The organism is Streptomyces sp. NPDC018031 (genome assembly GCF_044327625.1).
Classification (GTDB): domain Bacteria; phylum Actinomycetota; class Actinomycetes; order Streptomycetales; family Streptomycetaceae; genus Streptomyces.
This window is the reverse complement of sequence record NZ_JBIRFT010000018.1, coordinates 98,394-124,301: the sequence shown is the minus strand read 5'-3', so window position 1 is coordinate 124,301 and position 25,908 is coordinate 98,394. Positions and strand designations below refer to the sequence as shown.

18 protein-coding genes are annotated in these 25,908 nt (G+C 74.5%); 6 read left to right on the top strand and 12 right to left on the bottom strand.

The window, feature by feature from the left end; genetic code table 11:
* Nucleotides 1-359: 359 nt before the first annotated feature.
* Nucleotides 360-1,364, bottom strand: a complete 1,005-nt coding sequence (locus tag ACH4B3_RS29190) for a stage II sporulation protein M (RefSeq protein ID WP_398467800.1) — start codon at nt 1,362-1,364, stop codon at nt 360-362.
* 229 nt (nt 1,365-1,593) lie between these two features.
* On the opposite strand from ACH4B3_RS29190, the gene ACH4B3_RS29185 reads away from it, so the two are divergent.
* A complete protein-coding gene (locus tag ACH4B3_RS29185; protein WP_398467798.1) occupies nt 1,594-2,787 on the top strand; it encodes an RDD family protein in 1,194 nt (397 codons plus the stop codon).
* A 15-nt stretch (nt 2,788-2,802) separates the two neighbouring features.
* Here the strand turns inward: ACH4B3_RS29185 and ACH4B3_RS29180 are convergent, their stop codons facing one another.
* The 8 genes from ACH4B3_RS29180 to ACH4B3_RS29145 all read right to left on the bottom strand — a co-directional run bounded on the left by ACH4B3_RS29180 (nt 2,803) and on the right by ACH4B3_RS29145 (nt 13,582).
* A complete protein-coding gene (locus tag ACH4B3_RS29180) occupies nt 2,803-3,444 on the bottom strand; it encodes a hypothetical protein (RefSeq protein ID WP_398467796.1) in 642 nt (213 codons plus the stop codon).
* 106 nt (nt 3,445-3,550) lie between these two features.
* Nucleotides 3,551-5,008, bottom strand: a complete 1,458-nt coding sequence (gene ahcY / locus ACH4B3_RS29175; protein ID WP_398467794.1) for an adenosylhomocysteinase — start codon at nt 5,006-5,008, stop codon at nt 3,551-3,553.
* Nucleotides 5,009-5,756: 748 nt separating this feature from the next.
* Nucleotides 5,757-6,722: a cation diffusion facilitator family transporter gene (locus tag ACH4B3_RS29170; RefSeq protein WP_398467792.1), complete on the bottom strand. Its 966-nt coding sequence runs from the start codon at nt 6,720-6,722 to the stop codon at nt 5,757-5,759.
* 95 nt (nt 6,723-6,817) lie between these two features.
* Nucleotides 6,818-8,020, bottom strand: coding sequence for a mannose-6-phosphate isomerase, class I (gene manA / locus ACH4B3_RS29165; protein WP_398467790.1), 1,203 nt, complete (start codon nt 8,018-8,020; stop codon nt 6,818-6,820).
* A gap of 288 nt (nt 8,021-8,308) precedes the next feature.
* Entirely contained in the window at nt 8,309-9,625 is a 1,317-nt protein-coding gene (locus ACH4B3_RS29160; RefSeq protein WP_398467788.1) for an SIS domain-containing protein, read from the bottom strand.
* A 954-nt stretch (nt 9,626-10,579) separates the two neighbouring features.
* Nucleotides 10,580-10,762 carry a Trm112 family protein gene (locus tag ACH4B3_RS29155; protein ID WP_398467786.1) on the bottom strand — a complete coding sequence of 61 codons (183 nt, stop codon included), beginning with the start codon at nt 10,760-10,762 and terminating at the stop codon, nt 10,580-10,582.
* A gap of 797 nt (nt 10,763-11,559) precedes the next feature.
* Nucleotides 11,560-12,918, bottom strand: coding sequence for a phosphomannomutase/phosphoglucomutase (locus tag ACH4B3_RS29150; protein ID WP_398467784.1), 1,359 nt, complete (start codon nt 12,916-12,918; stop codon nt 11,560-11,562).
* Nucleotides 12,919-13,135: 217 nt separating this feature from the next.
* Nucleotides 13,136-13,582 carry a DUF3499 domain-containing protein gene (locus ACH4B3_RS29145; RefSeq protein WP_398467821.1) on the bottom strand — a complete coding sequence of 149 codons (447 nt, stop codon included), beginning with the start codon at nt 13,580-13,582 and terminating at the stop codon, nt 13,136-13,138.
* Between the two features lie 267 nt (nt 13,583-13,849).
* On the opposite strand from ACH4B3_RS29145, the gene ACH4B3_RS29140 reads away from it, so the two are divergent.
* Nucleotides 13,850-14,320 (top strand): metallopeptidase family protein, encoded by a 471-nt coding sequence (locus tag ACH4B3_RS29140; RefSeq protein ID WP_398467783.1) that lies wholly within the window; start codon nt 13,850-13,852, stop codon nt 14,318-14,320.
* A gap of 197 nt (nt 14,321-14,517) precedes the next feature.
* Here the strand turns inward: ACH4B3_RS29140 and ACH4B3_RS29135 are convergent, their stop codons facing one another.
* The 3 genes from ACH4B3_RS29135 to ACH4B3_RS29125 form a co-directional block, all read right to left on the bottom strand.
* Nucleotides 14,518-16,089 (bottom strand): DUF5719 family protein, encoded by a 1,572-nt coding sequence (locus ACH4B3_RS29135; protein ID WP_398467781.1) that lies wholly within the window; start codon nt 16,087-16,089, stop codon nt 14,518-14,520.
* The gene (locus tag ACH4B3_RS29130) at nt 16,086-20,432 is read right to left on the bottom strand and encodes a glycosyltransferase (RefSeq protein WP_398467779.1); all 4,347 of its coding nucleotides are present in this window, start codon (nt 20,430-20,432) and stop codon (nt 16,086-16,088) included. The genes ACH4B3_RS29135 and ACH4B3_RS29130 overlap by 4 nt, the downstream gene beginning before the upstream one ends.
* A 293-nt stretch (nt 20,433-20,725) precedes the next feature.
* A complete protein-coding gene (locus ACH4B3_RS29125) occupies nt 20,726-20,989 on the bottom strand; it encodes a WhiB family transcriptional regulator (protein ID WP_004952403.1) in 264 nt (87 codons plus the stop codon).
* Between the two features lie 571 nt (nt 20,990-21,560).
* Between ACH4B3_RS29125 and ACH4B3_RS29120 the strand changes: the two genes are divergently transcribed.
* The 4 genes from ACH4B3_RS29120 to ACH4B3_RS29105 all read left to right on the top strand — a co-directional run bounded on the left by ACH4B3_RS29120 (nt 21,561) and on the right by ACH4B3_RS29105 (nt 25,482).
* Nucleotides 21,561-22,064, top strand: a complete 504-nt coding sequence (locus tag ACH4B3_RS29120) for a cysteine dioxygenase (RefSeq protein WP_398467777.1) — start codon at nt 21,561-21,563, stop codon at nt 22,062-22,064.
* 47 nt (nt 22,065-22,111) lie between these two features.
* Nucleotides 22,112-23,098, top strand: a complete 987-nt coding sequence (cofD, locus tag ACH4B3_RS29115) for a 2-phospho-L-lactate transferase (RefSeq protein WP_398467775.1) — start codon at nt 22,112-22,114, stop codon at nt 23,096-23,098.
* A complete protein-coding gene (locus ACH4B3_RS29110; protein WP_398467773.1) occupies nt 23,095-24,444 on the top strand; it encodes a coenzyme F420-0:L-glutamate ligase in 1,350 nt (449 codons plus the stop codon). Before cofD ends, ACH4B3_RS29110 begins: the two co-directional genes overlap by 4 nt.
* Before the next feature lie 105 nt (nt 24,445-24,549).
* Complete coding sequence (locus tag ACH4B3_RS29105; protein WP_398467819.1) at nt 24,550-25,482, top strand: DNA-3-methyladenine glycosylase family protein; 933 nt, start codon at nt 24,550-24,552, stop codon at nt 25,480-25,482.
* The last annotated feature ends 426 nt before the right edge of the window (nt 25,483-25,908 follow it).

Here is a 25,908-nt window from a genome sequence, read left to right as displayed (position 1 = left end):
CCTTCGGTGTTTCCAACCTTACCAGATCCGTTTTCCGTTCCGTTCCCGGTTCGGATTTCATTTCCGGTCCCCGTTGGAGGGGGTTTGCCTTTCGGGCGGATTTTTGTTTCCGCGCCTTCCGGCTGTTTCGACTTTATCAGAATCACTTCCGCCGACCTAATCGGCGTTTGTGTTCCAACTGATTCGAAGGTGCCCGCCGGAATCTCGTTCCAGCGGAGCGTTCGTAGACGCTAACCGTTGACCCGGGGACCTGTCCAGTCCCTCTCGCAACCGTTAAAATCTACCTCCCCACCACACCCGTGTCAACAGGTGTCTTGGGGCGAAGAGGAGACTAGCAGCTCAACGGGGCCCGACGCACATCACGCCGCCGTGGGCGGGGCGGAGCCACGGTCGGCCGCCGCGACGTCCCCGTACTCCCCGCGTTCCGCCGCCCGGGCGCCCACCCTGAAGACGTACAGGAGAAAGAGCAGCTCAGCGACGGCTCCGATGGCGATCCGGGCGCTGGTGTGCAGACCGGACGGCGTCACGAACGCCTCAATGAGACCGGCCACCAGCAGCACCGCCGCCAGGCCCATCGCCATACCGAGCGCGGCCCGTCCTTCCCGGGCGAGGGCGGTACGGCGCGGGCGCGGACCCGGGTCGATCACGGTCCAGCCCAGGCGCAGCCCGGTACCCGCGGCGATGAAGACCGCGGTGAGTTCGAGCAGGCCGTGCGGGATCACCAGCCCGAGGAAGGTGTCCAGTCGGCCCGCTGCTCCCATCAGTCCGATCCCGATACCCAGGTTGAACATGTTCGCCAGCAGGACGGCCACCACAGGCAGACCGAGGAAGGCGCCCAGTACCAGGCAGAGGGCCACCGCCTGGGCGTTGTTCGTCCACACCTGGGCGGCGAAGGACGTGGCGGGGTGGCTGGAGTAGTACGTCTCGTACTCCCCGCCGGGCCGGGTCAGGTCGCGCAGCCGCTCCGGTGCCGCGATGGACGCCTGTACCTCGGCGTGGGTACCGATCCACCAGCCGATGAGGGCCGCGACCGTCAGCGAGAGCACCGCCGTGGGAATCCACCAGTGGCGGGTGCGGTACACCGCCGCCGGGAACCCCGCCGCGAAGAAGGCCGCGGCATCCCGCCAGCTCGCCTTCCTCGCCCCGGTCACCGCAGAGCGCGCCCGTGCGACGAGGGAGGTCAGCGCTCCGGCCGGGTGGGTGTCGGGGGCGATCGTCCGGATCAGCGACAGGTGGGTGCCGGCGCGCCGGTAGAGGGCGACGAGTTCGTCCACCTCCGCTCCGGTGAGGTGGCGCCGGCGCACCAGGGTGTCCAGCCGTTCCCATTCGGCCCGGTGGGCCGCGACGAAGACATCGAGATCCATGACGGCTGCTCCTCGCGATGGGGGCAAGCACCGCCAGCTTGGCAGATCGGGCCTCGGCCACCCCTATGGATGCTCCGGTGGGGTGAGGGGGAGCGGCCCGAGCGGCCGCGGCGGACCCCGCGGAGGCTTGGCGGTCGGCCGCGGGGCGGCGGCAGACTGGTGATACGCGCCGGCTCGCGCGGCTACTCGTGCGGCTGGACCCGGTGGTGGAGAGGCGGGTGGGCGAGGCATGAGCGAGCTGGTCACCGGTGACGCGGTGGTCCTGGGACTGCGCCCGGCCCGTCTGCCGAGCCGCGCCCTGGCGGTGCTGATCGACCTGGTGGCGGCCTGGCTCGTCTACCTCGCGGTGTCCGTTGCGGTGGTGGCGGGAACGGGATCGCTGGACGACGCGGCCGCAGCGGCCGTGGCGGTGGCGCTCTTCGTGCTGGTGCTGGTGGGGGTGCCGATCGCGGTCGAGACGCTGAGCCATGGCCGGTCGCTGGGGAAGCTGGTGTGCGGGCTGCGCGTGGTCCGGGAGGACGGCGGGCCGATCCGATTCCGCCACGCGCTGGTCAGGGGCGCGGTCGGGGTGATCGAGATCCTGGCGTCGCTGGGCACCATCGCCTGCATCGCCTCCCTGGTCTCGGACCGGGGACGGCGCGTCGGAGACGTGTTCGCCGGAACCCTGGTCGTCCGGGAACGGGTCCCCACCGGCCGGCCGGTGCTGCCGCCGGCTCCTCCGCCCTGGCTCGCCGACCGGTTCGCCGGAGCCGATCTGTCCGGGGTGCCGGACGGGTTGTGGCTCGCGGTCCGCCAGTACCTGACGCGTATGCGCCAGCTCGATCCGGAGGTGGGGGCGACGCTGGCCGAGCGACTGGCGGACGAGGTCGCGGCGTGTGTCGGACGGCCCCGGCCGGAGGGGACTCCCGCGGCGGCGTATCTGGCCGCCGTGACAGCGGAGCGGCAGTCGCGCGACGCGCGGCGGTTGCTGGGGCCTGCGGCGGGCGGGGTGGGCGGGGCGCCGGTTACCGGTGGGATTCCGGGTGCGGGGCAGGTACTCGGAAGCGGAGTGATGACCGGACACGGTGCCGCGGCGGGCGGGGTGGACGCGGGTGGGCCGGCGGCAGAAGGACGACTTGGTGGGACCGTGCCGGCCGCGAGCGGGTGCGGCGAGGCCGGACCGGTGGAGATCGGACCGGCCGGAAATGGCCCCGGCGGGAGTGGACCGGTCAAGACCGGACCGGGCGGGAGTGGACCGGGCGGGAGTGGCTGGGTCGGACCGGGTGCGGTGGCGGGCGGGGGGCCGGGTGAGGACGCGCCGGTGGACGGCGTTCCGGACGAAGCTCCCGGGACCGTGGGCGCAGCGGGCAGGGCCGAACCCGGGGCGGAGGCCATGTCGGCGGCTCCGCCGGCGAAGGTGACTGGATTTGCACCCCCGCGCTAGGGCCTTCCAGGAGGCTCAAGCGAAAGTCGAGGGCGGTGTGTCAAGGTCATCGAGCTCGATACCAGGCGCGGACAGAACCACGTCCCCCGCGATGTGCACGCTGTACTGCTCCCCCGTGTCCAACGCGCTGACCTGGTATTCGTCCACGATCAGCGGGCTGTTGCCGGTGCCGTGCGGCGTTCTGCCGATCAGGGCCCAGGACTGGTCCAAGGTGCGTGGTGCGAGAACGGGAGCGGTGAAGGCCACGAGGCGTACACGGGTGGCGGGATCGCCCGGCTCCAGGCGGAGCAGCCGTGACGTGGCGACCAGAAACGCGGGTGACGCGCCGGTGAAGGCGTGCGCGGCGACATTGCCCTCGGTGGCGTGATCGCCGGTGGGATCGGTGCGCACCCAGGTGACTCCGTCGAGGGCCGCGCCGCGGACCTGCCAGTCGGCCGCGTGGAGTTCGAGACGGATCGGGCGGCCGAGCTCGTCCAGGGTCAGGTCGACGGAGCCGGCGGTGGCGCCGTGGGGATCCGCGCCCGGCGCGCTGCCGGAGGGGGTGGTGAGCTGGGAGACGTAGCGCCAGCCGGAGGGGCCGATGGCGCAGTGGAAGTGCTCTTCTCCGAGGGAGGTGTGATCGTGCGGATCGTGAAGCGAATAGCGGCCGCGGGGCATGGTGGGTCCTTGACGGTGCAGACGGGACAGGCCCCCGCCGGCGGGGGCGGGGGCCTGATACCGACTGGTCAGCGCGGCTGACGGATCAGGTCAGCGGCGCCGGGGCTCAGTAGCGGTAGTGGTCGGACTTGTACGGGCCCTCGACCGGGACGCCGATGTAGGCGGCCTGCTCCGGGCGGAGCGTGGTCAGCTTGGCGCCGAGCGCGTCCAGGTGGAGGCGGGCCACCTTCTCGTCCAGGTGCTTGGGGATCACGTAGACGTCGGTCGGGTACGACTCGGGCTTGGTGAACAGCTCGATCTGCGCGATGGTCTGGTTGGCGAACGAGTTGGACATTACGAACGACGGGTGACCGGTCGCGTTGCCCAGGTTGAGCAGGCGTCCCTCGGACAGCACGATGATCACCTTGCCGTCGGGGAAGGTCCAGGTGTGGACCTGCGGCTTGACCTCGTCCTTCACGATGCCCGGGACGGCGGCCAGGCCGGCCATGTCGATCTCGTTGTCGAAGTGGCCGATGTTCCCGACGATGGCCTGGTGCTTCATCCTGGCCATGTCGCCGGCCATGATGATGTCCTTGTTGCCCGTGGTGGTGATGAAGATGTCGGCGGTCTCGACGACGTCCTCGAGGGTGGCCACCTGGTAACCGTCCATGGCCGCCTGGAGCGCGCAGATCGGGTCGATCTCGGTGACCACCACGCGTGCGCCCTGGCCGCGCAGGGACTCCGCGCAGCCCTTGCCCACGTCGCCGTAGCCGCAGACGACCGCGACCTTGCCGCCGATCAGGACGTCGGTGGCGCGGTTGATGCCGTCGATCAGCGAGTGCCGGCAGCCGTACTTGTTGTCGAACTTCGACTTGGTCACCGAGTCGTTGACGTTGATGGCCGGGAAGAGCAGCGAACCGTTGCGGTGCATCTCGTACAGGCGGTGGACGCCGGTGGTGGTCTCCTCGGTGACGCCCCGGATCTCGGAGGCCAGGCGGGTCCACTTCTGCGGGTTCTCGGCCAGGGTGCGGTTGAGCAGTTCCAGGATGACCCGGTGCTCGTCGTTCTCGGCGGTGTCCACCGAGGGAGCGGCACCGGCCTTCTCGTACTCCACGCCGTTGTGGACGAGGAGGGTGGCGTCACCACCGTCGTCCAGGATCATGTTCGGGCCGCCGGTCTCGGCGTCCGGCCAGGTCAGGGCCTGCTCGGTGCACCACCAGTACTCCTCCAGGGTCTCGCCCTTCCAGGCGAAGACCGGCACACCCTGCGGGTTCTCAGGGGTGCCGTCGGGGCCGACCGCAACGGCGGCGGCGGCGTGGTCCTGGGTGGAGAAGATGTTGCACGAGGCCCAGCGCACCCGGGCACCGAGCGCTACCAGCGTCTCGATGAGCACGGCGGTCTGGACGGTCATGTGCAGCGACCCGGTGACGCGGGCACCGGCGAGCGGCTGGGCTTCGGCGTACTCGGCGCGGATCGCCATCAGGCCGGGCATCTCGTGCTCGGCGAGAGCGATCTCCTTGCGGCCGAAGGCGGCCAGCGACAGGTCGGCGACCTTGAAGTCCTGACCGTTGGCAGCGGTGGTCATGAGGTTGTCCTCCATCGGGTTCGAGCGAGAGTGGTCTCGGCTGGGCATGCGGCGGCGGACCGTGCGCGCACACGGAAACGCGGAGTGCGCGTCCGCCACTCACAGGCGCAGTCCGTCGAAGGCCCTCTCTCCCTCGGACGGTCCGCGAGCGGACCACCCGACCGCCATCAGCAGCGACGTCTGGCTCTGATCCCGAATCTACACCGGCCCGGGTGGTACGCCCCAGTCCGAGGGGGCGCACTTCGGCCGCGCCGGGCCGCTCTGCGCGAGGTGCCGGTGGGGGTTCCGGCGGGTCGACAGGCCCTGTGGCCGGTGCACCCGCGAGGGCGGCGAGCGGGTGCTGCGGGACGGCGGGACCGCTCATGAAGGGTCATGGAAGGTCATGGAGGCGCATTGGAGGCGCATGGAGTAGGGGCTACGGCAGCAGGTTGCCGGTGGAGGCCACCGGGTTCCGGGAGCGGCTGCCGACCGCACGTGTCCGGCGGCGATGGTGCACCTACCTGCCGGGACCAGATGGCCGCGAGACCGAGAGACGGGAGGGCGGGTGAGCGAGGTGACCGGAAGGGCAGGGGGCAGAGGGGCAGGTGGCCGGGAGGGCGGGCGGCGGGGAGGGGGCGGGCGGAGACGGCGCGGGCCCCGCGCCGGGAGGACGCGGGGCCCGCGGGGGCCGGGCCGGACCGAGCCGGACCGGTGGGGCGACCGGGTGCACCGGCCCCGGGGAGGGGCCCGGTGCGCTTCGGGGGCCGGGTCAGTGAGCGGAGGGCGGGGTGCCCGGAGCCACGGTGGCGCCGGACGCGGCGGCTTCCGAGCTGTAGATGTCCGGTTCCAGGTAGATCACCCGGGCGATGGGTACCGCCTCCCGGATGCGTGCCTCGGCGGCGTCGATGGCGCGGGCGACCATCTGGGCGGTGTGGTCGTGCTCCACCGCGATCTTGGCGGCGACCAGCAGTTCCTCCGGGCCGAGGTGCAGGGTGCGCATGTGGATGAGGCCGGTGACGGTCTCGCCGTCCACCACCGCGTCGCGGATCCTCTCGACCTGGTCGATGTCGGCCGCCTCACCGAGCAGCAGCGACTTGGTCTCCACGGCGAGGACCAGCGCGATCAGCACCAGCAGGGCGCCGATGCACACCGTGCCGATGCCGTCCCAGACGCCGTCGCCGGTGAGCAGCGCGAGGCCGACGCCGCCGAGGGCCAGGAAGAGGCCGACCAGCGCGCCGAGGTCTTCGAGGAGGACGACGGGGAGTTCGGGTGCCTTGGCGCGGCGGACGAACTGGCGCCAGGTGAGCCCGCCCCGGACGTGGTTGGACTCCTTGATGGCGGTCCGGAAGGAGAAGGTCTCCGCGATGATCGCGAAGACGAGCACGCCGACGGGCCAGTACCAGTGCTCGATCTCGTGCGGGTGCTTGATCTTCTCGTAGCCCTCGTACAGGGCGAAGGCGCCGCCGAGGGCGAAAAGGACGATGGAGACGAGGAAGGCGTAGATGTACCGCTCGCGGCCGTAGCCGAAGGGGTGCTCCGGGGTGGCCTCGCGCTTGGCCTTCTTTCCGCCGAGGAGCAGCAGCCCCTGGTTGCCCGAGTCGGCGAGCGAGTGCACGCCTTCGGCGAGCATCGACGCCGAGCCGCTGACCGCCGCCGCCACGAACTTGGCCACGGCGATGGCCAGGTTGGCGCCCAGCGCGGCGACGATCGCCTTGGTTCCGCCTGATGCACTCATATGTGCTGGATGTCCCTTCCGCCTTTCGGCAGCTTTGGTGACGCTTCAGCGCTTCACGGCGGGACATTGTTGCAGCACCGCGCGAGGCCGCCGGGTCAGACGGTCACCGTGGCGCGGAACAGGGTGCCGTCGCCGGCCGCCTCGACGCGCTCGCCGGCCGGGACGAAGGCGGTCTCGCCCTGCTGGAGAGTGAGTTCGGCCGGGTCGCCGGCCGACCGCAGCCGCACCGTGCCGGCGGTGCAGAGCAGGATCTGCGGAGTGTCGGCAGGGAGCCCGCGGGGGGCGGCGCCGTCGGCCAGGACGTGGCGGGAGAGCCTGAAGTCGTCGATCGGGGTGGCGTACAGCTCCTCACCGTCCGGTTCGGCCTCCGGGCGCAGGATCGCGGGCGGGGCGCTCTCGAAGCGGACGATCCGCAGCAGCTCGGGCACGTCGACGTGCTTGGGGGTCAGCCCGCAGCGCAGCACGTTGTCCGAGGTGGCCATGATCTCGACGCCGAACCCGTCGAGGTAGGCGTGCGGCACACCGGCCCCGAGGTAGAGCGCCTCACCGGGCTGCAGCCGGACGTGGTTGAGCAGCATCGCGGCGATCACGCCCGGGTCGCCGGGGAAGTGCCGGGCGGTGAAGGCGTACGCGGCGTAGGCCGGGGCGTGCGGGCCGCCGAGCGCGGCGAGCCGTTCGGCGGCCCGGGCGGCCTCCTCCACGGTCTCGGCCATGGCGTCCCGGTCGGCGGTCAGCACGGCGGTGAGGAGTTCCCGGAGCGCGTCCGCCTCGGGGTGCGCGTGCAGGATGTCGACGTAGGGCTTGAGGGAGTCGACGTCCAGGGCGGCCATGGCCTCGGCGGTGACCTCGGGGTCGCGGAAGCCGCAGAACCCTTCGAACGGCGTGAGGGCGCAGATCATCTCGGGCTTGTGGTTGGCGTCCTTGTAGGTGCGGTGCGGGGCGTCGAGCGGGACGCCGCGCGCCTCTTCGTCCGCGAAGCCGGTCCGGGCCTGCTCCAGGTCCGGGTGGACCTGGAGCGACAGCGGGGCGGCCGCGGCGAGCAGCTTCACCATGAACGGCAGGGTGGGGCCGAAGCGGCGGGCCGCCGCCGTACCGAGTTCGCCCTCCGGGTCGGCGGCGATGACCTCGTGGAGGGCGGTCGGCCCGCTGCCGCGGTCGATCCGGGACGGCGCTCCGGGGTGCGCCCCCATCCACAGCTCGGCCTGCGGCTCGCCGCTCGGCTCCTGGCCCAGGAACCGGGGGATGGCGGTGGTGGAACCCCAGGCGTAGGGGCGCACGGTGTTCGCGAGGCGGTCCATGGTCTCTGTTCCTCACTGTTCGTACGGCCGCACGGTTCGGTGCGGCCGGGTGTCTCGTACGGCGGGTGCCCGTCCACCACGTGCGCCCCCGGTGCCGGGGCGCGGCACACCCGTCGGATGTCAGGCGGCCGCCGCGGTCGTTCGGGCCGGCCCCCGGTCCGGGCGCACGGCGGACCGGTCGCTCACGGCGGACCGGTCACGGCGGACCGGTCACGGCGGACCGGTCACGGCGGACCGGTCACGGCCGGCGCCGCGCTCACGCCGGCGCGGCCCGTCCACCACCGGTAGTCATGATCTCTCTGCCGAGGCGAGCGTGAGGTAAACGGCGGCGAAATCCGCGATGGCGAGAAGTTCAGCAGCGCTTTCCAGTGGGGTGCCCTCGGCCGGTTCGAGCTCGCTGATGGCGGTGTCGTGGGCGAGCGCCAGTTCTCGGGCGGTCGGCACGGCCGAGTTGGCGGGCCCCTGCTGGTCGCGGAAGAGAACGATGCGGGCGTGCAGGGCCTCCGGGTCCTCCACCCGGTCCCGGAAGAAGTCGTCCGGGTTCGCGCCGCCCGCGAACGCCCCGGTCAGCAGCGCACCGTGGGCGGCGAGCGCGCCGGGCAGTTCGGCAGCGAGGGCCGGCCGGCCCGCCAGCGCGGCGAGCAGTCCCGCGAAGCGGCGCCCCGCAGCACCGGCCACCGGCCCCTCGGTCCACACCAGCGGGAGTGCCCCGGCCAGCTCGGCGGCGAGGGTCTTGGCCGGGTTGGTGTAGGTGGCGATGGCGGGGCCGCAGCGTTCGGCGACCCGGTCCAGGCGATCGGCGACCTGCGCCAGGGCGGAGGGGGGCGCCTCCACCAGTCCGATCCGGTCGACCAGCGCGAGCAGCGGGGTGAGCAGCGCCCAGAGGGTGCCGGGGAGGGCGCGTCCGGTGCTCTCGTCGGGCGCGGTGCCGGGCGGGTCCGCGGCGTGGCCGGCACCGGCGGGGGCCGGGTGCCGGGTGCCCTCGGCGGCGGGGCCGCTCCCCGGTTCCCCGGCCGCCTCGGGGTCGAAGGCGGCCGCGTCCGGGGGCAGGTCCTCGCGGACTTCCGCCGTGTCGTCGTACGGAGCGGTGGCGTAGGGCGCGCCGAGGTAGCCGGCGGCTGCCAGCGGGACCGCGAGCCCCCGTGCCTGGGCGACCGCGTCGGTGAGGGGGGACCGCTCGGGCGCGACCGCGGCGATCGAGCAGCCCCTGCGGTAGGCCTGTTCCACGAGTTCGGGGAGACCGGGTTCGGCGCCGTCCGGGGTGGCGATCAGCAGCAGGTCCGCCGAGCTCGCCCAGCCCGGCAGGGTCCAGCGGAGGGCGCCGGGGGCGGGAGCGACACCGCTCGGCGTGATGAGGCTGACCGGGCAGCTGCCCCCGGTCCACGCGGCCAGCAGATCCGCGGTGCAGCTGCCGGCCGCGCCCGGGCCGGCGACCAGCACCGCGCGGGGGCGGCCGTCCGGCCTGAGGTCGTGGATGCCGGCCTCGGCGGCGTGCCGGGCGGCCGTGCGTACCCGGGCACCGGATTCGGCGGCCCCGCGCAGCAGCCCGCGGATATCGGCGCGGGCGAGGGCCTCCGGGGCATCGAGGAGAGATTCGTCGAGCATCGGGCTAGGGCCTCCGATCGCCGTGGGCGGTGCGGTTGGGTTGTTCCTCGGGTGCGGTCGGCACCACCGCGCCGGCCGCTCCGGTTGCTTCCCGCACCGGGTGAACGGCGGGCGGTGCCGCCGCGCCGGCCGGGTGCGGTCGGCGCGGGCTCCCGGGGTACCGGCGGGGCGCGGGGTGCTTGCTCGCTGATTGTCCTGTGATCCAGAACGTACCTCGGGCGGTGCCGCTGTGTCCCCGAGTACCCCGCCGCGCGGATTCTCCGCGTGGTGACCGGTCGGGCAGGACGACATCAGGCCGCCGGGCCGCCGGGCGGGCCGCCGGGTGCGCCACGCGGCGGAGCGGGGGTGGGCGGGCGGCGCGGCTGGGGGCTGGGCGGGGTCTCGGCCCGGCGGGCCGCCCGGAGCGGGCTGTCCGGCCGAACCGGGCGGGCCGGCAGCACCGGGCTGTCCGACCTGGTCTGTCCGAAGTCGGCTGGCCGAGGTGCGCTGCCTGCAGTCGGCTGGCCGTGGTGCGTTGCCTGCAGTCGGCTGGCCGAGGTGCGCCGGCTGGCATGCGCTGTCTGACGTGCGCTGGGCGGGGTGGACGGGCCGCCCGGAGCGGCGGGTGCGCGAGAGGACCGGTTACGGACCCGTGCGGTGGCTGTGCGGCGCAGGCCCCGGGGCGTCGGCAGGTCGCACGGCGGGGAAACGGCCGACCCGCGCGGGTGGCGAGCAGCGGTACGAGGCGTGAGGTGCCGCCGCACGGAGGGGCGGGGTGCAGGGACGGACGGGCGGCGCGCCGGTCGGCACGGCTGTGTGGTGCCGAGCACCGCGGTCCGGTGGCGTCCGGTCCACCCACGCCCGGGCGGAGGGGTGCCTGCCGGGGTGCGAGTCCCGGGGCGTGGATGCCCGCGGCCCTGGGGCGGGGGACGACTGCCGTGGGTGCGCGCGGCGGCGGCGCGCACCCGGCGTGGCTCAGGCCGGCCGGCGGGCCTCGTCGACGAGGAGGACCGGGATGTCGTCCCGCACCGGGTAGGCGAGGCCGCAGTCCGAGCTGGTGCAGACCAGCTCGGGGGTCTCCGGGCCCGTCTCCTCGCGCAGCGGGGCGTGGCACGCCGGGCAGGCGAGAATCTCCAGCAGACCGGCTTCGAGCGGCATCGGGGGGTTCCCTTCGGGGATGGACGTGGTCCGGTCAGCCTACCGCCGGGTTCGCACGCGGTTCGTCCAGGGCCCGAGCGCGGGGCCCGTCACCCCGGCCGGGCGCGGGGCGCGCTCGGAGCCGGCGGTACGGGGATGCTCCGGCGGTCTGGGGCACGCGCACGCCCCGGCTCCGGGTGACGTGTCCCGCTTCGGCCCCCAGAACTGCGGGGGGCGCGCTCAGGGCCGGGTGGTGGCGCGGGCGCGCGCTGACGGCCGAAGGTGCCGGATGCGCTCGGGCCGCAGGAGCGGACGCGCCAGGGGCCGAGGGTGCGAGGCGTTCCCGGCTTCGGTGGGTGGTGCCGGGCGGGCCGACGCCGAAGGGTGTCCTGGCCGATCCCCGCAGTCGCGTGACGCGCTCAGGGCGAGGTGGTGCCGTTGGCGCCCGAGGCCGATCGCGCCCGACGCCGACGCGTGTCCTGCCCGGCCCGGCTCCCGCAGCCGCAGAACGCGCTCAGGGTGGGATGGGTGCCGGCGCGCTCGCCCCCGGGCACGTTCCCAGCCCGGCCCCCGGACCCGAGGCAGGCGCCCGTCCCCGGAACCGAGGCAGGCGCCCCGCCCCCGGAATCGCGGCGCCGGCCCGAGGACATCAAGGAGAACGGAGGCCCCGGAGCACCCGGCAGAATCACCGGCTCCGGAGTACCGGGCAGAACGCGGGCCGCGGAGCATCCGGCAGAACGCAAGCCGCGGAGCACCGGGCCCGCGGTGGGCCGGGCCCGGCGCTCCGGCTCGTCGTGGCCGTGCCGGTGTGGGCGGGGCTAGGCGCGGACGATGGCCAGGACCTCGTCCCGGACCCGGGCGACCGTCTCCGCGTCGCGGGCCTCCACGTTGAGGCGGAGCAGCGGCTCGGTGTTGGAGGGGCGGAGGTTGAACCACCAGTCGGGGGTGGTGACGGTCAGTCCGTCGAGTTCGTCGAGCTCGGTGTCGTCCCGGTCGGCGAAGGCGGCCCGCACCGCGGCCGCGCGTCCCGCCTGGTCGGCGACGGTGCTGTTGATCTCGCCGGAGGCGGCGTACCGGTCGTACGCGGCGACCAGCTCCGACAGGGGGCCCTGCTGGCCGCCGAGCGCGGCGAGCACGTGGAGGGCGGCCAGCATGCCGGTGTCGGCGTTCCAGAAGTCGCGGAAGTAGTAGTGCGCGGAGTGCTCGCCGCCGAAGATCGCGCCGGTGCGGGCCATCTCCGCCTTGATGAAGGAGTGGCCCACCCGGGTGCGGACCGGGGTGCCGTCGTTCTCCTTGACGACCTCCGGGACCGACCAGGAGGTGATGCAGTTGTGGATGACCGTGCCGCCGGGGTGCTTGGCCAGCTCGCGGGCGGCGACCAGTGCGGTGATGGCGGACGGGGAGACGGGCTCGCCGCGCTCGTCGACGACGAAGCAGCGGTCGGCGTCGCCGTCGAAGGCGAGGCCGATGTCGGCGCCGGTCTCCCGGACGCGTGCCTGGAGATCGACGATGTTCTTCGGGTCGAGCGGGTTGGCCTCGTGGTTGGGGAAGGTGCCGTCGAGCTCGAAGTACATCGGTACCAGGTCCAGCGGCAGGCCCTCGAAGACCGTGGGGACGGTGTGTCCGCCCATGCCGTTGCCCGCGTCCACCACCACCTTCAGCGGCCGGATGGCGGTCAGGTCCACCAGGGACCGCAGGTGCGCGGCGTAGTCGGTGAGGACGTCCCGCCGGCTGACGGTGCCGGGGGTCGGGGCGGGGGCGGGGGCGCCGGTGGCGGACCACTCCTCCACCAGGGTCCGGATCTCGGCCAGGCCGGTGTCCTGGCCGACCGGGGCGGCGCCGGCCCGGCACATCTTGATGCCGTTGTACTGGGCCGGGTTGTGGCTGGCGGTGAACATCGCGCCGGGCAGGCCGAGCTGCCCGCTGGCGAAGTACAGCTGGTCGGTGGAGCACAGGCCGATCTCGGTGACGTCGACCCCGAGCGTCGCCGCGCCGCGGGCGAAGGCGCCCGACAGGCCGGGCGAGGAGGGGCGCATGTCGTGGCCGACGACGATCGCCGCCGCGCCCGTGACCCGGGCGAAGGCGGCGCCGAACAGTTCGGCGAGTGACTCGTCCCACTGGTCCGGGACCACTCCGCGTACGTCGTACGCCTTCACGATCTGCGACAAGTCGGGCACGGCCAACCCCTTCTGGAGGTCTCTACGGGACCTCAAACCTACCCGCCGGACATGATCGGGAATGATCCGCCGGGCGTGCGCCACGCCACGTCCGCGCGGGACGGGCCAGGGAGTCCACGCGGGACGGGCCGGGGAGTCCACGCGGGACGGGTCAGGAGAACGGCATCGGCGGCCCGGGGGCACGGTGGCCGGGGCACCCGTGGAGGGCGAGGGGCCGTCAGGAGGAGTCGGGCGAGCGGAGTACGCGCAGGTGGCCGCGGCGGGCGACACCCCGGGCGTCGGCCTCCCGGCCGTCGGCTCCGGGGCCCGCGCCACCGCCCGCACCGGCCGCGCGCTCCTGCGGGCGGGCGGCCTCGCGTACGGCGTTGGCCAGGGCTTCCAGATCGTCACCGGTGGGCCGCGCCGGTCCGGCGTCGACGGCGAGGCGCACGACCTCCCAGCCGCGCGGCGCGGTCAGCCGCTCGGAGTGCTCCGAACACAGGTCGTAGCAGTGCGGCTCGGCATAGGTGGCGAGCGGTCCGAGAACGGCGGTCGAATCCGCGTAGACGTACGTCAGCGTCGCGACGGCGGGGCGGCCGCACGCGGTGCGCGAACAGCGACGTACAGGGCTCACGACGTTGGACGGTACCGCACTCTTGAGCGGGCCGCGACGACTCTCCCTCAGCTCACTCCACCGTGTCGTCCCGGTTCGCCCGTCCCGTCCGATACGCGAACACACCTTCTGACCTGCATCGCATCCTGTCCGACCGGGATGACCGGACATGCCGGCCCGCGCACCGCACACCGCGGCGGCGGGTGGGTAGAGCAAGATCGGCCTTTCTGGAGACGGCCGTATTCACACCCACCGATGGCCGGAATGTTGATGCGGTGACCGGCTTGCGCTCACCGAAGGCGCCTGCCCGGCGGCCCTCGACGGCTACTCTCGTCAGTGATGACCAGGTCCGTACCGCCACCCCCTCCGTCCGACCCGCGTCCGCGCCGCCGCGACCGGCACGGCCGCGGTATGCGCGGGCCCCTCGCTCCCCCACAGGTGCCGCTCTCGGTCAGTCGCGCTGAGTCCTTCCTGGACCTGGTGCACGACTCGGCGGAGCGGCTGGAGCGGCGCTGGCCGCAGCTGTCCTCGGTGGAGTTCACGGTTCTGGAGGTGCCGGTTTTCGGCCATGACGGATCAGGGCCGGACGGCGGGCCGCCCTGGGACGGCGAATCGGTGCCGCTGGGCCGGTACGTCGCCGGCCACGGGGACGGCCGGGACCGCATCGTGGTCTACCGGCGCCCGGTGGAGATCCGTTCCAAGAGCCGTGACGAGCGGGCGTCGCTCATCCACGAGGTGGTCGTGGAGCAGGTCGCCGAACTGCTCGGGCTCGCCCCGGAGTCGGTCGACCCGCGCTACGGACAGGAGTGACCGGCCTCCCCTCGCAGACCGTCGACCCGCGCTGCGGACAGGAGTGACCCGCCTCGCCCCGGAGTCGGTCGACCCGCGCTACGGACAGGAGTGACCCGCCTCCCCCGCAGACCGTCGACCCGCGCTGCGGGCAGCAGTGACCGGGCCGCGGCGGGCCCCGCCCCGCGGTAGCGCGATGCGCGCGGGGCCCGGCGCGGTCAGTGGTTGAGCAGCGACAGGTCCTGTTCGGCCTCCGGGACCTCGACCGTGCCGCCGTCGTCCGGGAGCGTCTGCACGGTGAACATCGGGACGCCGTCCCGCGGCAGGGCGAGGATCCGGGCGGCGTGCACCGGCCCGCCGGAGAGGTGTTCCACGCTCAGCCCGTACGTGCCCTTGTCGCCGGCCGGCCGCAGACCGTCCACCGCCATCGTCGTCCCGCCCTTGACGGTGTAGGTCTTCCGCACCGCGGCGCCGCCCTCGGTGGTGGCCGAGGCGGTGACGCGCACCTTCGCGGTCCCTTCCGGGGCGACCAGGGAGAGCGTGCTGCCCTTGGCCCGGTTGTCCGCCACGGTGCCGCGCTCGTCGATGGCCGAGGTGGCGGGGATGAACGCGGTCTCCTGCTTGTCCCCCTTGCCGCGGGTGACCCGCAGCGCGGCCACCACCGGCTTGCCGCTCGCCGGGCTCTCCGGGGTGAGCACCAGCGAACCGGGCTCGCCCTTGGTGATGTCACCGAGGTCCAGCGCCGCCGTCATCCGGCCCTTGACGTGCAGTGAGGCGTTTCCGGCCGGGGTGATGGAGCCGGTCGGGCCGGCCAGCCGGACTCGGAGGTCGGCGTCCTCGCCGGGTGCGTAGGCGACCAGGCGCACCGCCGTGGCGTCCTTGGGGATGCCGGGGAACACCAGGCTCGGCGCGGGGGCGGCGGAGGCGGGCAGCCAGTCGCCGCCGAGGTTGGTGTCGGACGCCTGCACGGCTGCCCCGACCCGGCCGGAGCGGACCGTGACGTGCAGGGTCACGTTGATCTCCGGCTGCTCGGTCAGGGTGGAGAGCAGTACCGGGACGGTGGACCGGCCGGGCACCTTGATCGCCTCGCCGTCCTCGTCCCCCACCTCGCCCTCCGCGCCGAACATCTCCAGGTCGACCACGGCCGAGCGGCTGTCGGGGTTGGTGAGGTGGATGTAGTCCTGGCGGTCGCTGGCGGTGCTGACGGCCGGGAACCAGAAGTCGGTGTCGGGCGCGGCACACGAGCTGCCGAGCAGTCCGCGGCCTACGCCCGCGTCGACGGTGGTGGTCTGCTGGACGCTCCAGCCGGGGGCCAGTCGGCCGCCGGCCTCGCCGATCAGCGCGGGGGCCTCCGAGTCGTCGGTGGTGGCGGTGACCGGGGTGCCGGGCTTCTTCAGCGGCGCGACCGGTTCGTCCGCCGCGGACGCCTCCCGGTCCTCCCCGGCGTCGTCCTCCTCGCCGGTGGTTCCGTCCTCGGCCGCCGCGGAGGCGGCGGGCAGCAGTTCGGCGGTGCCGTCCTTCTCCTTGGCCGCCGCCGCGGCGCCCTTCCCCCCGGCGCCCGGGCCGTCCGGCCCGTCCGTGCCCTCCGGGGTGTAGGCGGTGTAGGTGGTCTCGGCGAGGTCGGAGGAGCTCGGGGCCGGGCAGAGCACGGTCGACCGGTCCACCGGGAGGCGGACGGCCGCCGCGGCGGGCCCGTCGGAGGAGCCTGCGGGATCGGTCAGGGTGGCGACGCCGGTGACCGCGGCGAGCGCCACGACGGTGGCGATCAGGGACATGGTGGTGCGGTTCATCGCTGCTGGTCGCTCCCGTCGCGGTGCGGCTCGCCGTCGCCGCCGTCGTAGGGGGTGTCTCCGGGCGCCGGGTGGCCGCCGTCCGGGTGGTGGGGCGGGTATCCGCCGGCGGCGGGGTAGGGCGCTGCCTGCTGGTACGGCTGTTCCACCGGGTAGCCGGCGGCCGGGTAGGCGTCGCCGCCGTACCCACCGTCGCCGTACCCACCGTCGCCGTAGCCGTAGCCGCCGGCGTACCCGCTGCCGGCGTACCCATCAGTGCCGTACCCGCCGGTGCCGTACCCGCCGTCGGCGGATCCGCCGCCGTTCCCGTAGGGGCCGGGCGCATACGGGCCGCCGTCGTGGCCCACCGGGGACTGCTGCTGCGCCCCCGGGCCGCCGTCCGCGGCGTAGCCGCCGTCGGCCGGCGGGGTCGCGGCCTGGTACGGCCCGCCGGGATAGCCGCCGTGACCGGCGGGCGGATAGGGCTGGGCCTGCCAGTCGCCGTAGGGCTGCCCGGATCCGTCCGGGGCCTGGTGGGGACCGCCGGCCGGCGCGCCGCCGGCGTCCGGGCCGGTGGCGTGCCCTGCACCGGCCGGACCCGCGGCGTACGGGGCCGGGGCGGCGGGCGGAGCGGGTGGCACCGGCGGTACGGCCGGTCCGCCCGACGGGGTCCGGGGGGCGGTGACCGGCGGGGCCGGCACGGCTCCCCCGGTGGGGTCGCCCGGGATGCCCGCCCCGGTCCCGGGGGCCGGGAAGCCGCCCGGCGCCGCGCTGCCGGTCAGGTCCGCGGCGCCGCCCGGGGCGCCCGGCGTACCGGTGCCGGGAGCCGTCCCGGAGCCGGGGGCCGCGCCCGCGCCGGCACCGGTGCGGAGGCCGGCCGGGGCCGCGCCCGAGCGCGGTCCGGGGATGCCCGGTGCCGGGGCGCCCGGTGCCGCCGGAGCCCGCCCGGCCTGGTCGGCCTGGCCCGCCGCCTCGGCCGCGGCGCGCAGCCGGCGGGCTCGCCGGCCGTCGCCCTCCATCGCCGCCGCGGCGGCCGCGGCGGCTGCCGCGACCTCCGTCTCCGGCAGATCGTCGTCGACGTCCCGGCGACGGCCGGGCAGCGCGAGCACCAGCAGCACCACCGCGAGCAGCCCCTGGGCCCACACCCAGGCGGTGCGGGCGAGCGGCGTCTCGTAGGTGAGGTCCAGCCGTCCCCCGCCCGCGGGCAGTTCGAAGCCCTGCGCCCAGCCGTCCACCTCGGTGGACTTGAGCGGCTTGCCGTCCAGCGTCGCCTGCCAGCCGGGCGCGGCCTTGTCCGCGATGCGCAGGACGCGTCCGGCCGGGCCGTCGGGGATCTCGGTGTGCGACTCGACCGGGCCGGAGGCGACCGGGACGGGAGCGTCCCGGTCACCGGCGCCGGCCGCGGACCGGTCGCCGGCCGGGCCGGGCACCACGGAGACCCGGGAGACCCGCTGGTCCAGGCGGAGCAGGGTGGTGCCGTCCTCCTGGCTGAGCCGGGTCAGCCCGGGGGTGGTCTCCAGCACCTTGACCAGTTGCCGGGGCGCGCCCGGCCGCACCAGGACGTAGCGCACGGCGTAGCCGCTGAGCTGGCGGGTGTGGTCGGCGCCGGAGCCCGCGACCAGGTTGGCGACGACCTTGTCCAGACGCGGGTCGCTGCCTGCCTGGACGGCGAGTTCGGCGTCGCCGAGCCGGGCGCCGGCACCGCGTACCAGGACGTAGTCGACCTCGGTCCGGTCACCGTCCAGGACCAGGGTGCGGGCCTGGTCGCGGTTGCCGGCCTCGGCGGCCACGAACGCGGGGACCTGCACCGGGTCGCGCCGCTCCACCGGGCCGTCGGCCCCGCCCGCCATCCAGCTGAGGGCGGCGAGCAGCGGGGCGGCGGCGGAGGCCGCGGCCACCAGCAGCGCGGCGGGCTGCCGCCAGCCGAAGCTCTGGGCGGCGACGCGTTCCCGGGCGCCTTCGGCTCCGACCACGGCGGCGCTCAGCAGCGCCAGCCCGTAGACCAGGGTCGCCGGGCCGGCCCAGCCGGAGCGGTTGCTGACCGCCGCGAACAGCAGGCCGGTGAGCGCCACCACCCAGGCGGTGCGGACCGCGAGCTGCCGTTCGCCGCGGAGCAGCGCGCCCAGGGCGGCCAGCACGAAACCGAGCAGGAGGAGCGAGCCGCCGCCCTTGGGCCCGCCGGGGCTGAGGGCGAGCAGGTCGAGTGCGGAGGCGGCTCCGTAGCCGTCGCTGAGCCCGGCCTCGTCCAGGAAGCGGCCGGGGTGGACCAGCAGCGGAAGCGACCAGGGGGCCAGGATCAGCAGCGGGGTGGCCAGCACGGCGAGCAGCCGCAGTCCGTGGGCGGCCAGGTGCGCGGTGCGGGTCCGGGAGAAGTGGAACGCCAGGACACCGAGGCCCAGGGCGAGCGCGAGCGGCCACACCACGGGGGTGAAGGCCATGGTGAAGGTGAGCAGCAGCGCGTACGCCCAGGCCGCGCGCCAGCTGGGCCGGGCCTGTGCGGCGGAGCCGGTGAAGCCGCCGGCCGCGACGGCGGCGCGGGCCATCAGCGGCAGCAGGACGGCGAGGGCGGCGGTGCCGATCCGGCCGCCGGCGAGGGCGCCGGTGGCGGCGGGCAGGAAGGCGTAGGCGACGCTGCCCCAGGCGCGCAGCAGCCGGGACTCGACCAGCGGCCGGGAGGCGAAGTAGGCGGTGATGCCGGCCAGCGGCACCGAGCAGACGAGCAGCAGGGTGAGGGTGAAGCCGGTGCTGCCGAGGAGCACGGTGCTGAGTCCGGCGAACACCGCCAGGTAGGGCGGTGCGGGCTCGGTGCCGCCGGTGCCGACCGGGTGCCAGCCGTCGGTGTAGCGGGCCCACAGGTCCCACAGGTCCGAGGGGGTCGGCAGCAGGGCGCCGCCGGCCAGCGATCCGCCGCCGATCAGGTCGCGGCAGGCGATGAAGGAGACCAGCAGCAGGACGGCGAAGAGCATCGGCCCGGGCTTGCGGGCGATCCGCTTGAGCCGGGCGAACTGCTCGATCTGCAGGAAGTCCGCGTCGTCGTCGCCGGGGCCGGATTCGACCGCCCCGTGCCGTCCGCCGGCGGAGAGTTCGGGTTCGGACCGGCCGCCGATGTTGCCGGCGATCTGCTCCACGGTGGCCCGGACGGTCGCGCCGGGCGGCGGGAAGAGGGGGCGGAGTTCGGCGGCGTCGATGAGCGACTTCCCGCGCTGCCGCCGGGCGGCGAGGATCTTCTCCGGCCGCAGCAGGGTGCCGAAGAGGCCGGCGAGTTCGTCGAGGGCCTGCCGGGGCACCTTGCCGACCAGGTAGGCGACGGTGCGCAGCAGGGTGCTGAGGACCAGCCGCAGCAGGACGTAGGGCAGCAGGGCGCCGCGGGTGTTGACGAGCAGGGTGTAGACGGCGCCGGCCTTGTCGACCCGGTGCGGGGAGGTGCCGTGGGAGGCGAACCGCTTGGCCGCGGAGCCGTCCGCGGCCGGCCGGGAGGCGGAGCGGCCCACGCAGTCGATGGGGCGCCGTTCGCGGGCGGACGCCTCGGCGTGCCGCAGTACCGCGTCGGGGGCGACCAGCACCTGGTGGCCGGCGGCCTGGGCGCGCCAGCACAGGTCGATGTCGTCGCGCATCAGCGGCAGGCGGGGGTCGAAGCCGCCGAGGGCTTCGTAGACGTCGCGGCGGACGAGCATGCCGGCGGTGGAGACGGCGAGTACCGGGCGGACCTGGTCGTGCTGACCCTGGTCCTGCTCGCGGCGCTCCAGGCCGGTCCAACGGCGGCCGCTGCGGGCGATGCTGACGCCCACTTCGAGGAGCTGGCGGCGGTCGTACCAGCTGCGCAGTTTGGGCCCGACGATCGCGGTGTGGGGGCTGCCGTCGGCGACCCGGAGCAGTTCGGCGAGGGCGTCCGGGGCGGGGGCGCAGTCGTCGTGGAGCAGCCACAGCCACTGGACGGGTTCGCCGTGCGGGAGTTCGGGCTGGTCGTAGGCGTCGTCGCGCCAGGTGCGGGTGGCCGGGTCCCAGGCGCTGGGCCGCTTGAGGTAGGGCAGCTGGTCGGGGCCGAGCACCGGGGCGGTGCGGACCGCCTCGTCGACGGCGGTGCCGAAGCCGGCCCGGCGCGCGAGGTGGAGGACCCGCTCGGGGCCGAGGGCGTCGGCGAGCAGTTGTGCGGAGTCGTCGGCGCTGCCGGTGTCGGCGGCGACGATGTTCTGCACCGGGCGTTCCTGGCCGACCAGTCCGGCCAGGGCGTCGGGCAGCCAGCGGGCTCCGTCGTGGGCGACGAGCACTGCGGTGACGACGTGCCGGGGGAACTCGGGCGTCCGCTCGGGGACGGCCGCGGCGTCTGCCGGGTAGCGGGCTGCCGGTTGGTTGTGCACGGACATCGAGGTACGGGCCCTCCGACGGGGGTGCGGGGGCCCGCGGCGGAGCCGCTGTGTGGCCGGAGCCCCCGGGAGACTGCGGTGCTGGACTGCGTGGACGCGCGCGGTCCGGCGGGGACCGCCGGCGCGCCGCTTCGGGCCCTGGGCCAGGCCAGGGGGACCCCACACTAACGGCTGAGCACAACAGCGGTCCGCCTCCCTGCGCGATGGGCGCGGGAGGCGGACCGTGCGGTGTGCGGCGAGCTGTACGGATGTCCCGGTCGCGCGGGCGGGCCGGACCGGGTCGGACCAGGGCCTCAGACCGCGGCCTTCTTCAGGCGGCGGCGCTCACGCTCCGACAGGCCGCCCCAGATGCCGAACCGTTCGTCGTTGGCGAGGGCGTACTCGAGGCATTCGGAACGGACCTCACAGGCGAGGCAGACTTTTTTCGCCTCACGCGTAGATCCACCTTTTTCCGGGAAGAACGACTCGGGATCGGTCTGGGCGCACAGTGCGCGCTCCTGCCAACCGAGCTCTTCATCCGCCTCTTCGACCAGCAGTTGCTGGAACAACTCGGTCATGTGCGCCCCTCGTCTGTTTTTACGTCCCCGTGCCGCAGCAGGAAGGTTGCCCGTCGAACGACACGAGTGAAATTACAAGTGTGCCGATCCAGGCCAGTCAAGCCGAGATCTGCTATTGAGCCCCTTATTCACTCTGCGGAACCAAGGAAGCGCGGAAAGTGTTCAAATATACCTAAATCAGACACCGCCCCGGGCTGCCTCCGCAGCGCCCCCGCATGGCTTGAAGACGCCGCTGGGACCAGCCGCGTTGCGGCCGGCCGCCGGTTGTGCGCCACCTCTCCCCATTCTTCGTTGCACAAACCTTTCTGCGACCCTGGTAACCGGATGAGGTGAAACATTGGCCTCAAACCGGGCGCCGAGTTGACAGACGCTCCCCGAACCCGCTCTCCTTGACCGCATGCCAGTGACCCACATGCCCCAGCCGGCCCGTACCCACGGGTTCCGCTGCGCTGTGCAGGCTCGCTGTCGCTGTTCCAGCTGTTGATGCCCCCGAGCTCCAGCTTCTGAGTGCCCGATCCTCTGATCTTCCGCTTCCAGCTTTCGCTGCATTGCCAGCCGAGGAACCCCTCACATGAACAGCGACGTCCAGATCGCAGGCGACCCGCTCGCCGTCCCGCACCTGCTGCCGCCCGTCCCGGCCCACCCGTCCACCGTCGCCGCCTTCGCCGGCCTGGCCCGCCGGATCGCGGAGGACCGCGACAGCTGGGCCCCGCTGGTCCGGTACGACGCCACCACCCGCTGGTACCACCGGCTGCGCACCGGCCCCGGCTACGAGGTCTGGCTGCTGAGCTGGGTGCCCGGCCAGGGCACCGGGGCGCACGACCACGGCGCGTCCTCCGGCGTCCTCACCGTGCTGCAGGGCCGGCTCACCGAACGCGCCGGCACCGGCGCGCGGGCCGTCCGGCACACGCTGACCGCCGGCACCCAGCGGGTCTTCGCCCCCGGCTACGTCCACGACATCGCCAACGACGCCCTGGAACCGGCCGTCAGCCTGCACATCTACTACCCCGGCCTGACCGACATGCCGATGCACCCCACGCAGGAGCGGGCCGCGGCCCGGTCGGCGCTCGGCTGACCCCCCGTCATCGGCCGGCCCCCGCGACCGGCTGACACAATCGCCTCATGCGCATTGTGGTTCTCGCGGGCGGTATCGGTGGCGCCCGTTTCCTTCGCGGTCTCCTCTCGGCGGCCCCGGACGCCGACATCACCGTCATCGGGAACACCGGCGACGACATCCACCTCTTCGGGCTCAAGGTCTGTCCGGACCTCGACACCGTGATGTACACGCTCGGCGGCGGCATCCACGAGGAACAGGGATGGGGGCGTGCCGACGAGTCCTTCTCGGTCAAGGAGGAGCTGGCGGCCTACGGTGTGGGGCCCGACTGGTTCGGGCTGGGCGACCGCGACTTCGCCACCCACATCGTCCGCACCCAGATGATCGCCGCCGGCTACCCGCTGAGCGCCGTCACCGAGGCGCTGTGCGCCCGCTGGCAGCCGGGCGTCCGGCTGCTGCCGATGTCCGACGACCGGGTCGAGACCCATGTACTCGTCGACGACCCCGACGCCTCCGGCGAGGGCCCCGACGGCACACCGGCCCGGAAGGCCGTGCACTTCCAGGAGTACTGGGTGCGGCTGCGCGCCGGGGTACCCGCGCACGCGATCATCCCGGTCGGCGCCGACCAGGCCAAGCCGGCGCCCGGCGTCCTGGAGGCCATCGCCGAAGCCGACCTCATCCTCTTCCCGCCGTCCAACCCGGTCGTCAGCATCGGCACCATCCTGGCCGTGCCCGGCATCCGGGAGGCCGTCGCGGAGGCGGGCGTGCCGGTGATCGGGCTGTCCCCGATCGTCGGCGACGCCCCGGTCCGCGGCATGGCGGACAAGGTGCTCGCGGCCGTGGGCGTGGAGTCCACCGCCGCCGCGGTGGCCCGGCACTACGGTTCCGGCCTGCTGGACGGCTGGCTGGTGGACACCGTGGACGCCGGAGCGGTCGAGGAAGTGGAACGGGCCGGGATCCGCTGCCGCGCCGTGCCGCTGATGATGACCGACCCGGCGGCCACCGCCCGGATGGCCGCCGACGCGCTCGCCCTCGCCGAGGAGGTGCGGGGATGAGCGCCCCCGGCACCGGCCCGGCCCCCTCCTACCGGGTGTGGGCGCTGCCCGGCCTGCCCGAGGTGCGCCCCGGCGACAACCTCGCCAAGCTGATCGCCGACGCCGCGACCGCCGAGGGGCTGCCCGGCCTCGCCGACGGCGATGTGCTCCTCGTCACCTCCAAGATCGTCAGCAAGGCCGAGGGGCGGAGCGTCCCCGGCGACGACCGGGAGGCCGCCATCGACGCCGAGACGGCCCGGGTGGTGGCCCGCCGGGGAACCCTCCGCATCGTGGAGTCCCGCCACGGATTCGTGATGGCCGCCGCCGGGGTCGACGCCTCCAACACCCCGGCCGGCACCATCCTGCTGCTCCCCGAGGACCCCGACGCGTCCGCGCGCCGGATCCGGGACGGGCTGCGCGACACGCTCGGGGTGACGGTCGGCGTCGTCCTCACCGACACCTTCGGGCGCCCCTGGCGCGCCGGGCTGACCGATGTCGCCATCGGCGCCGCCGGGGTACGGGTGCTGGACGACCTGCGCGGCGGCACCGACGCGCACGGCAACCCGCTCAACGCCACCGTGGTGGCCACCGCTGACGAACTCGCCGCCGCCGGCGACCTGGTCAAGGGCAAGGCCGAGGGTCTGCCGGTCGCGGTGGTACGCGGCCTGCCCCATGTGGTGGCGGAGCGGACGGCGCCCGGCGACACCGCCGAGGGAGCCCGGGCGCTGATCCGCGACCCGGCGTCCGACATGTTCCGGCTGGGGACCTCGGAGGCGGTACGCGAGGCCGTCACGCTCCGCCGCACGGTGCGCGAGTTCACCGGGGAACCGGTGGACGGCGGTGCGGTACGGCGCGCCGTCGCGGCCGCGGTGACCGCGCCCGCCCCGCACCACACCACCCCCTGGCGGTTCGTCCTGCTGGAGACCCCGGACGCACGCCTGCGGCTGCTCGACGCGATGCGGGACGCGTGGATCGCCGACCTGCGGCGGGACGGGTTCGGCGAGCAGAGCATCGCCAAGCGGGTACGGCGCGGGGACGTCCTGCGCAACGCCCCCTATCTGGTGGTGCCGTGCCTGGTCGCCGACGGGGCGCACACCTACCCGGACGAGCGGCGCGCGGCGGCCGAACGGGAGATGTTCGTCGTGGCCGCCGGCGCCGGGGTACAGAACCTGCTGGTCGCGCTCGCGGGCGAGGGTCTGGGGTCGGCCTGGGTCTCGTCGACGATGTTCTGCCGGGACGTGGTGCGCGAGGTACTGGAGCTGCCCGGCGACTGGGACCCGATGGGCGCGGTGGCCGTCGGCCACCCGGCGGCACCCGCCAGGCCCCGCCCGGCCCGGGTCGCCGACGCCTTCCTCACCGTGCGCTAGCCGCCCGCCCTGCGGTTTACCCTCGTAACCGACGCACCAGGGCAGGAAGGCTCCGTGGAGAACAGACCGGTCACCCGCACCGCCGTACGCGGCGGCCGGGTCGCCGTGCCCGGCGCCCGCCCCGCCCCCGCCCCGGAGCGGGGGCGGCGGTGGACCCCGGAAGGCCCGCTGGACCTGGGACTGACCCTGGGGCCGCTGCGCCGGGGCCCGGGCGACCCGGCGTTCCGGGTGGAGGCGGACGGCTCGGTGTGGCGCGCCAGCCGGACACCGGCCGGGCCCGGCACGCTACGCATCGCGCGCAGCGGCGGAGAGGTCGTCGCCGAAGCCTGGGGACCGGGCGGCAGCTGGCTGCTGGACGGTCTGCCCACCCTGCTCGGCGCCGACGACGACGTCTCCGTCTTCGCACCGCGCCACCGCCTGGTGCACGAGGCGCACCGCCGGAACCCGGGCCTGCGGCTGGCCCGTACCCGGCTGGTGCTGGAGTCGCTGATCCCCTCGATCCTGGAACAGAAGGTCACCAGCGACGAGGCGTACCGCGGCTGGCGGCTGCTGCTGCAACGCTTCGGCGAGCCCGCCCCCGGGCCGAACGACCGGCTCCGGGTGATGCCCGACGCCCGCGGCTGGGCGCTGGTCCCGTCCTGGGAGTGGCACCGGGCCGGGGTCGACGCCAAACGCTCGGCGACCATCGTCCGGGCGGCCCGCGCCGCCCGGCGGCTGGAGGAGGCCGCGGCCATGGAGCTCGCGGCGGCCTCGACGCGGCTGCAGGCGATCCCGGGGATCGGCCCGTGGACCGCCGCCGAGACCCTGCAGCGCAGCAACGGCTGCCCGGACGCGATCACCGTCGGGGACCTGCACCTGCCCCGCATCGTCGGCTACGCCCTGACCGGGCAGCGCGGCGCGGACGACGCGACCATGCTGGAACTGCTCGCGCCGTACGCGGGTCAGCGGCACCGGGCGGCGCGGCTGGTGCTGCTCTCCGGCCGGGTCCCGCCCCGCCGCGCCCCCCGCTTCTCGGTGCGCGACTTCCGCGCCATGTGACACCCGCACACCCCGGACGGTCGACGCCAGGCGGACCCGCACCGGGGTTCCGCTGGTGGTGTGTCTGTGGGGGCGGGCGCCGGGCCTCCGGGATCGGGGAGCCCTGGACCGTATATTTACGGCGAGTTGCCCGGCGACGTACGAATCTGCGTGATTACGCCACAAATATACGAAAGCGTCCAGGGCCGCCCCGTCCCTGCGGCCCGTCGCCCTCCGGCCGGTGGGTCCGCGAGCTGTCCCCCACGGCCTGTGCGTTCGCGAGCTGTCGCCCCCGGCGGTGCCGACGGTGGGTTCGCGTGGCGTCGCCCCCGGCGGTGCCGACGGTGGGTTCGCGTGGCGTCGCCCCCGGCGGTGCCGACGGTGGGTTCGTGTGGCGTCGCCGTCCGGCTGGTGGGTTTGCGTGGCGTCGCCCTCCGGCCGGTGGGT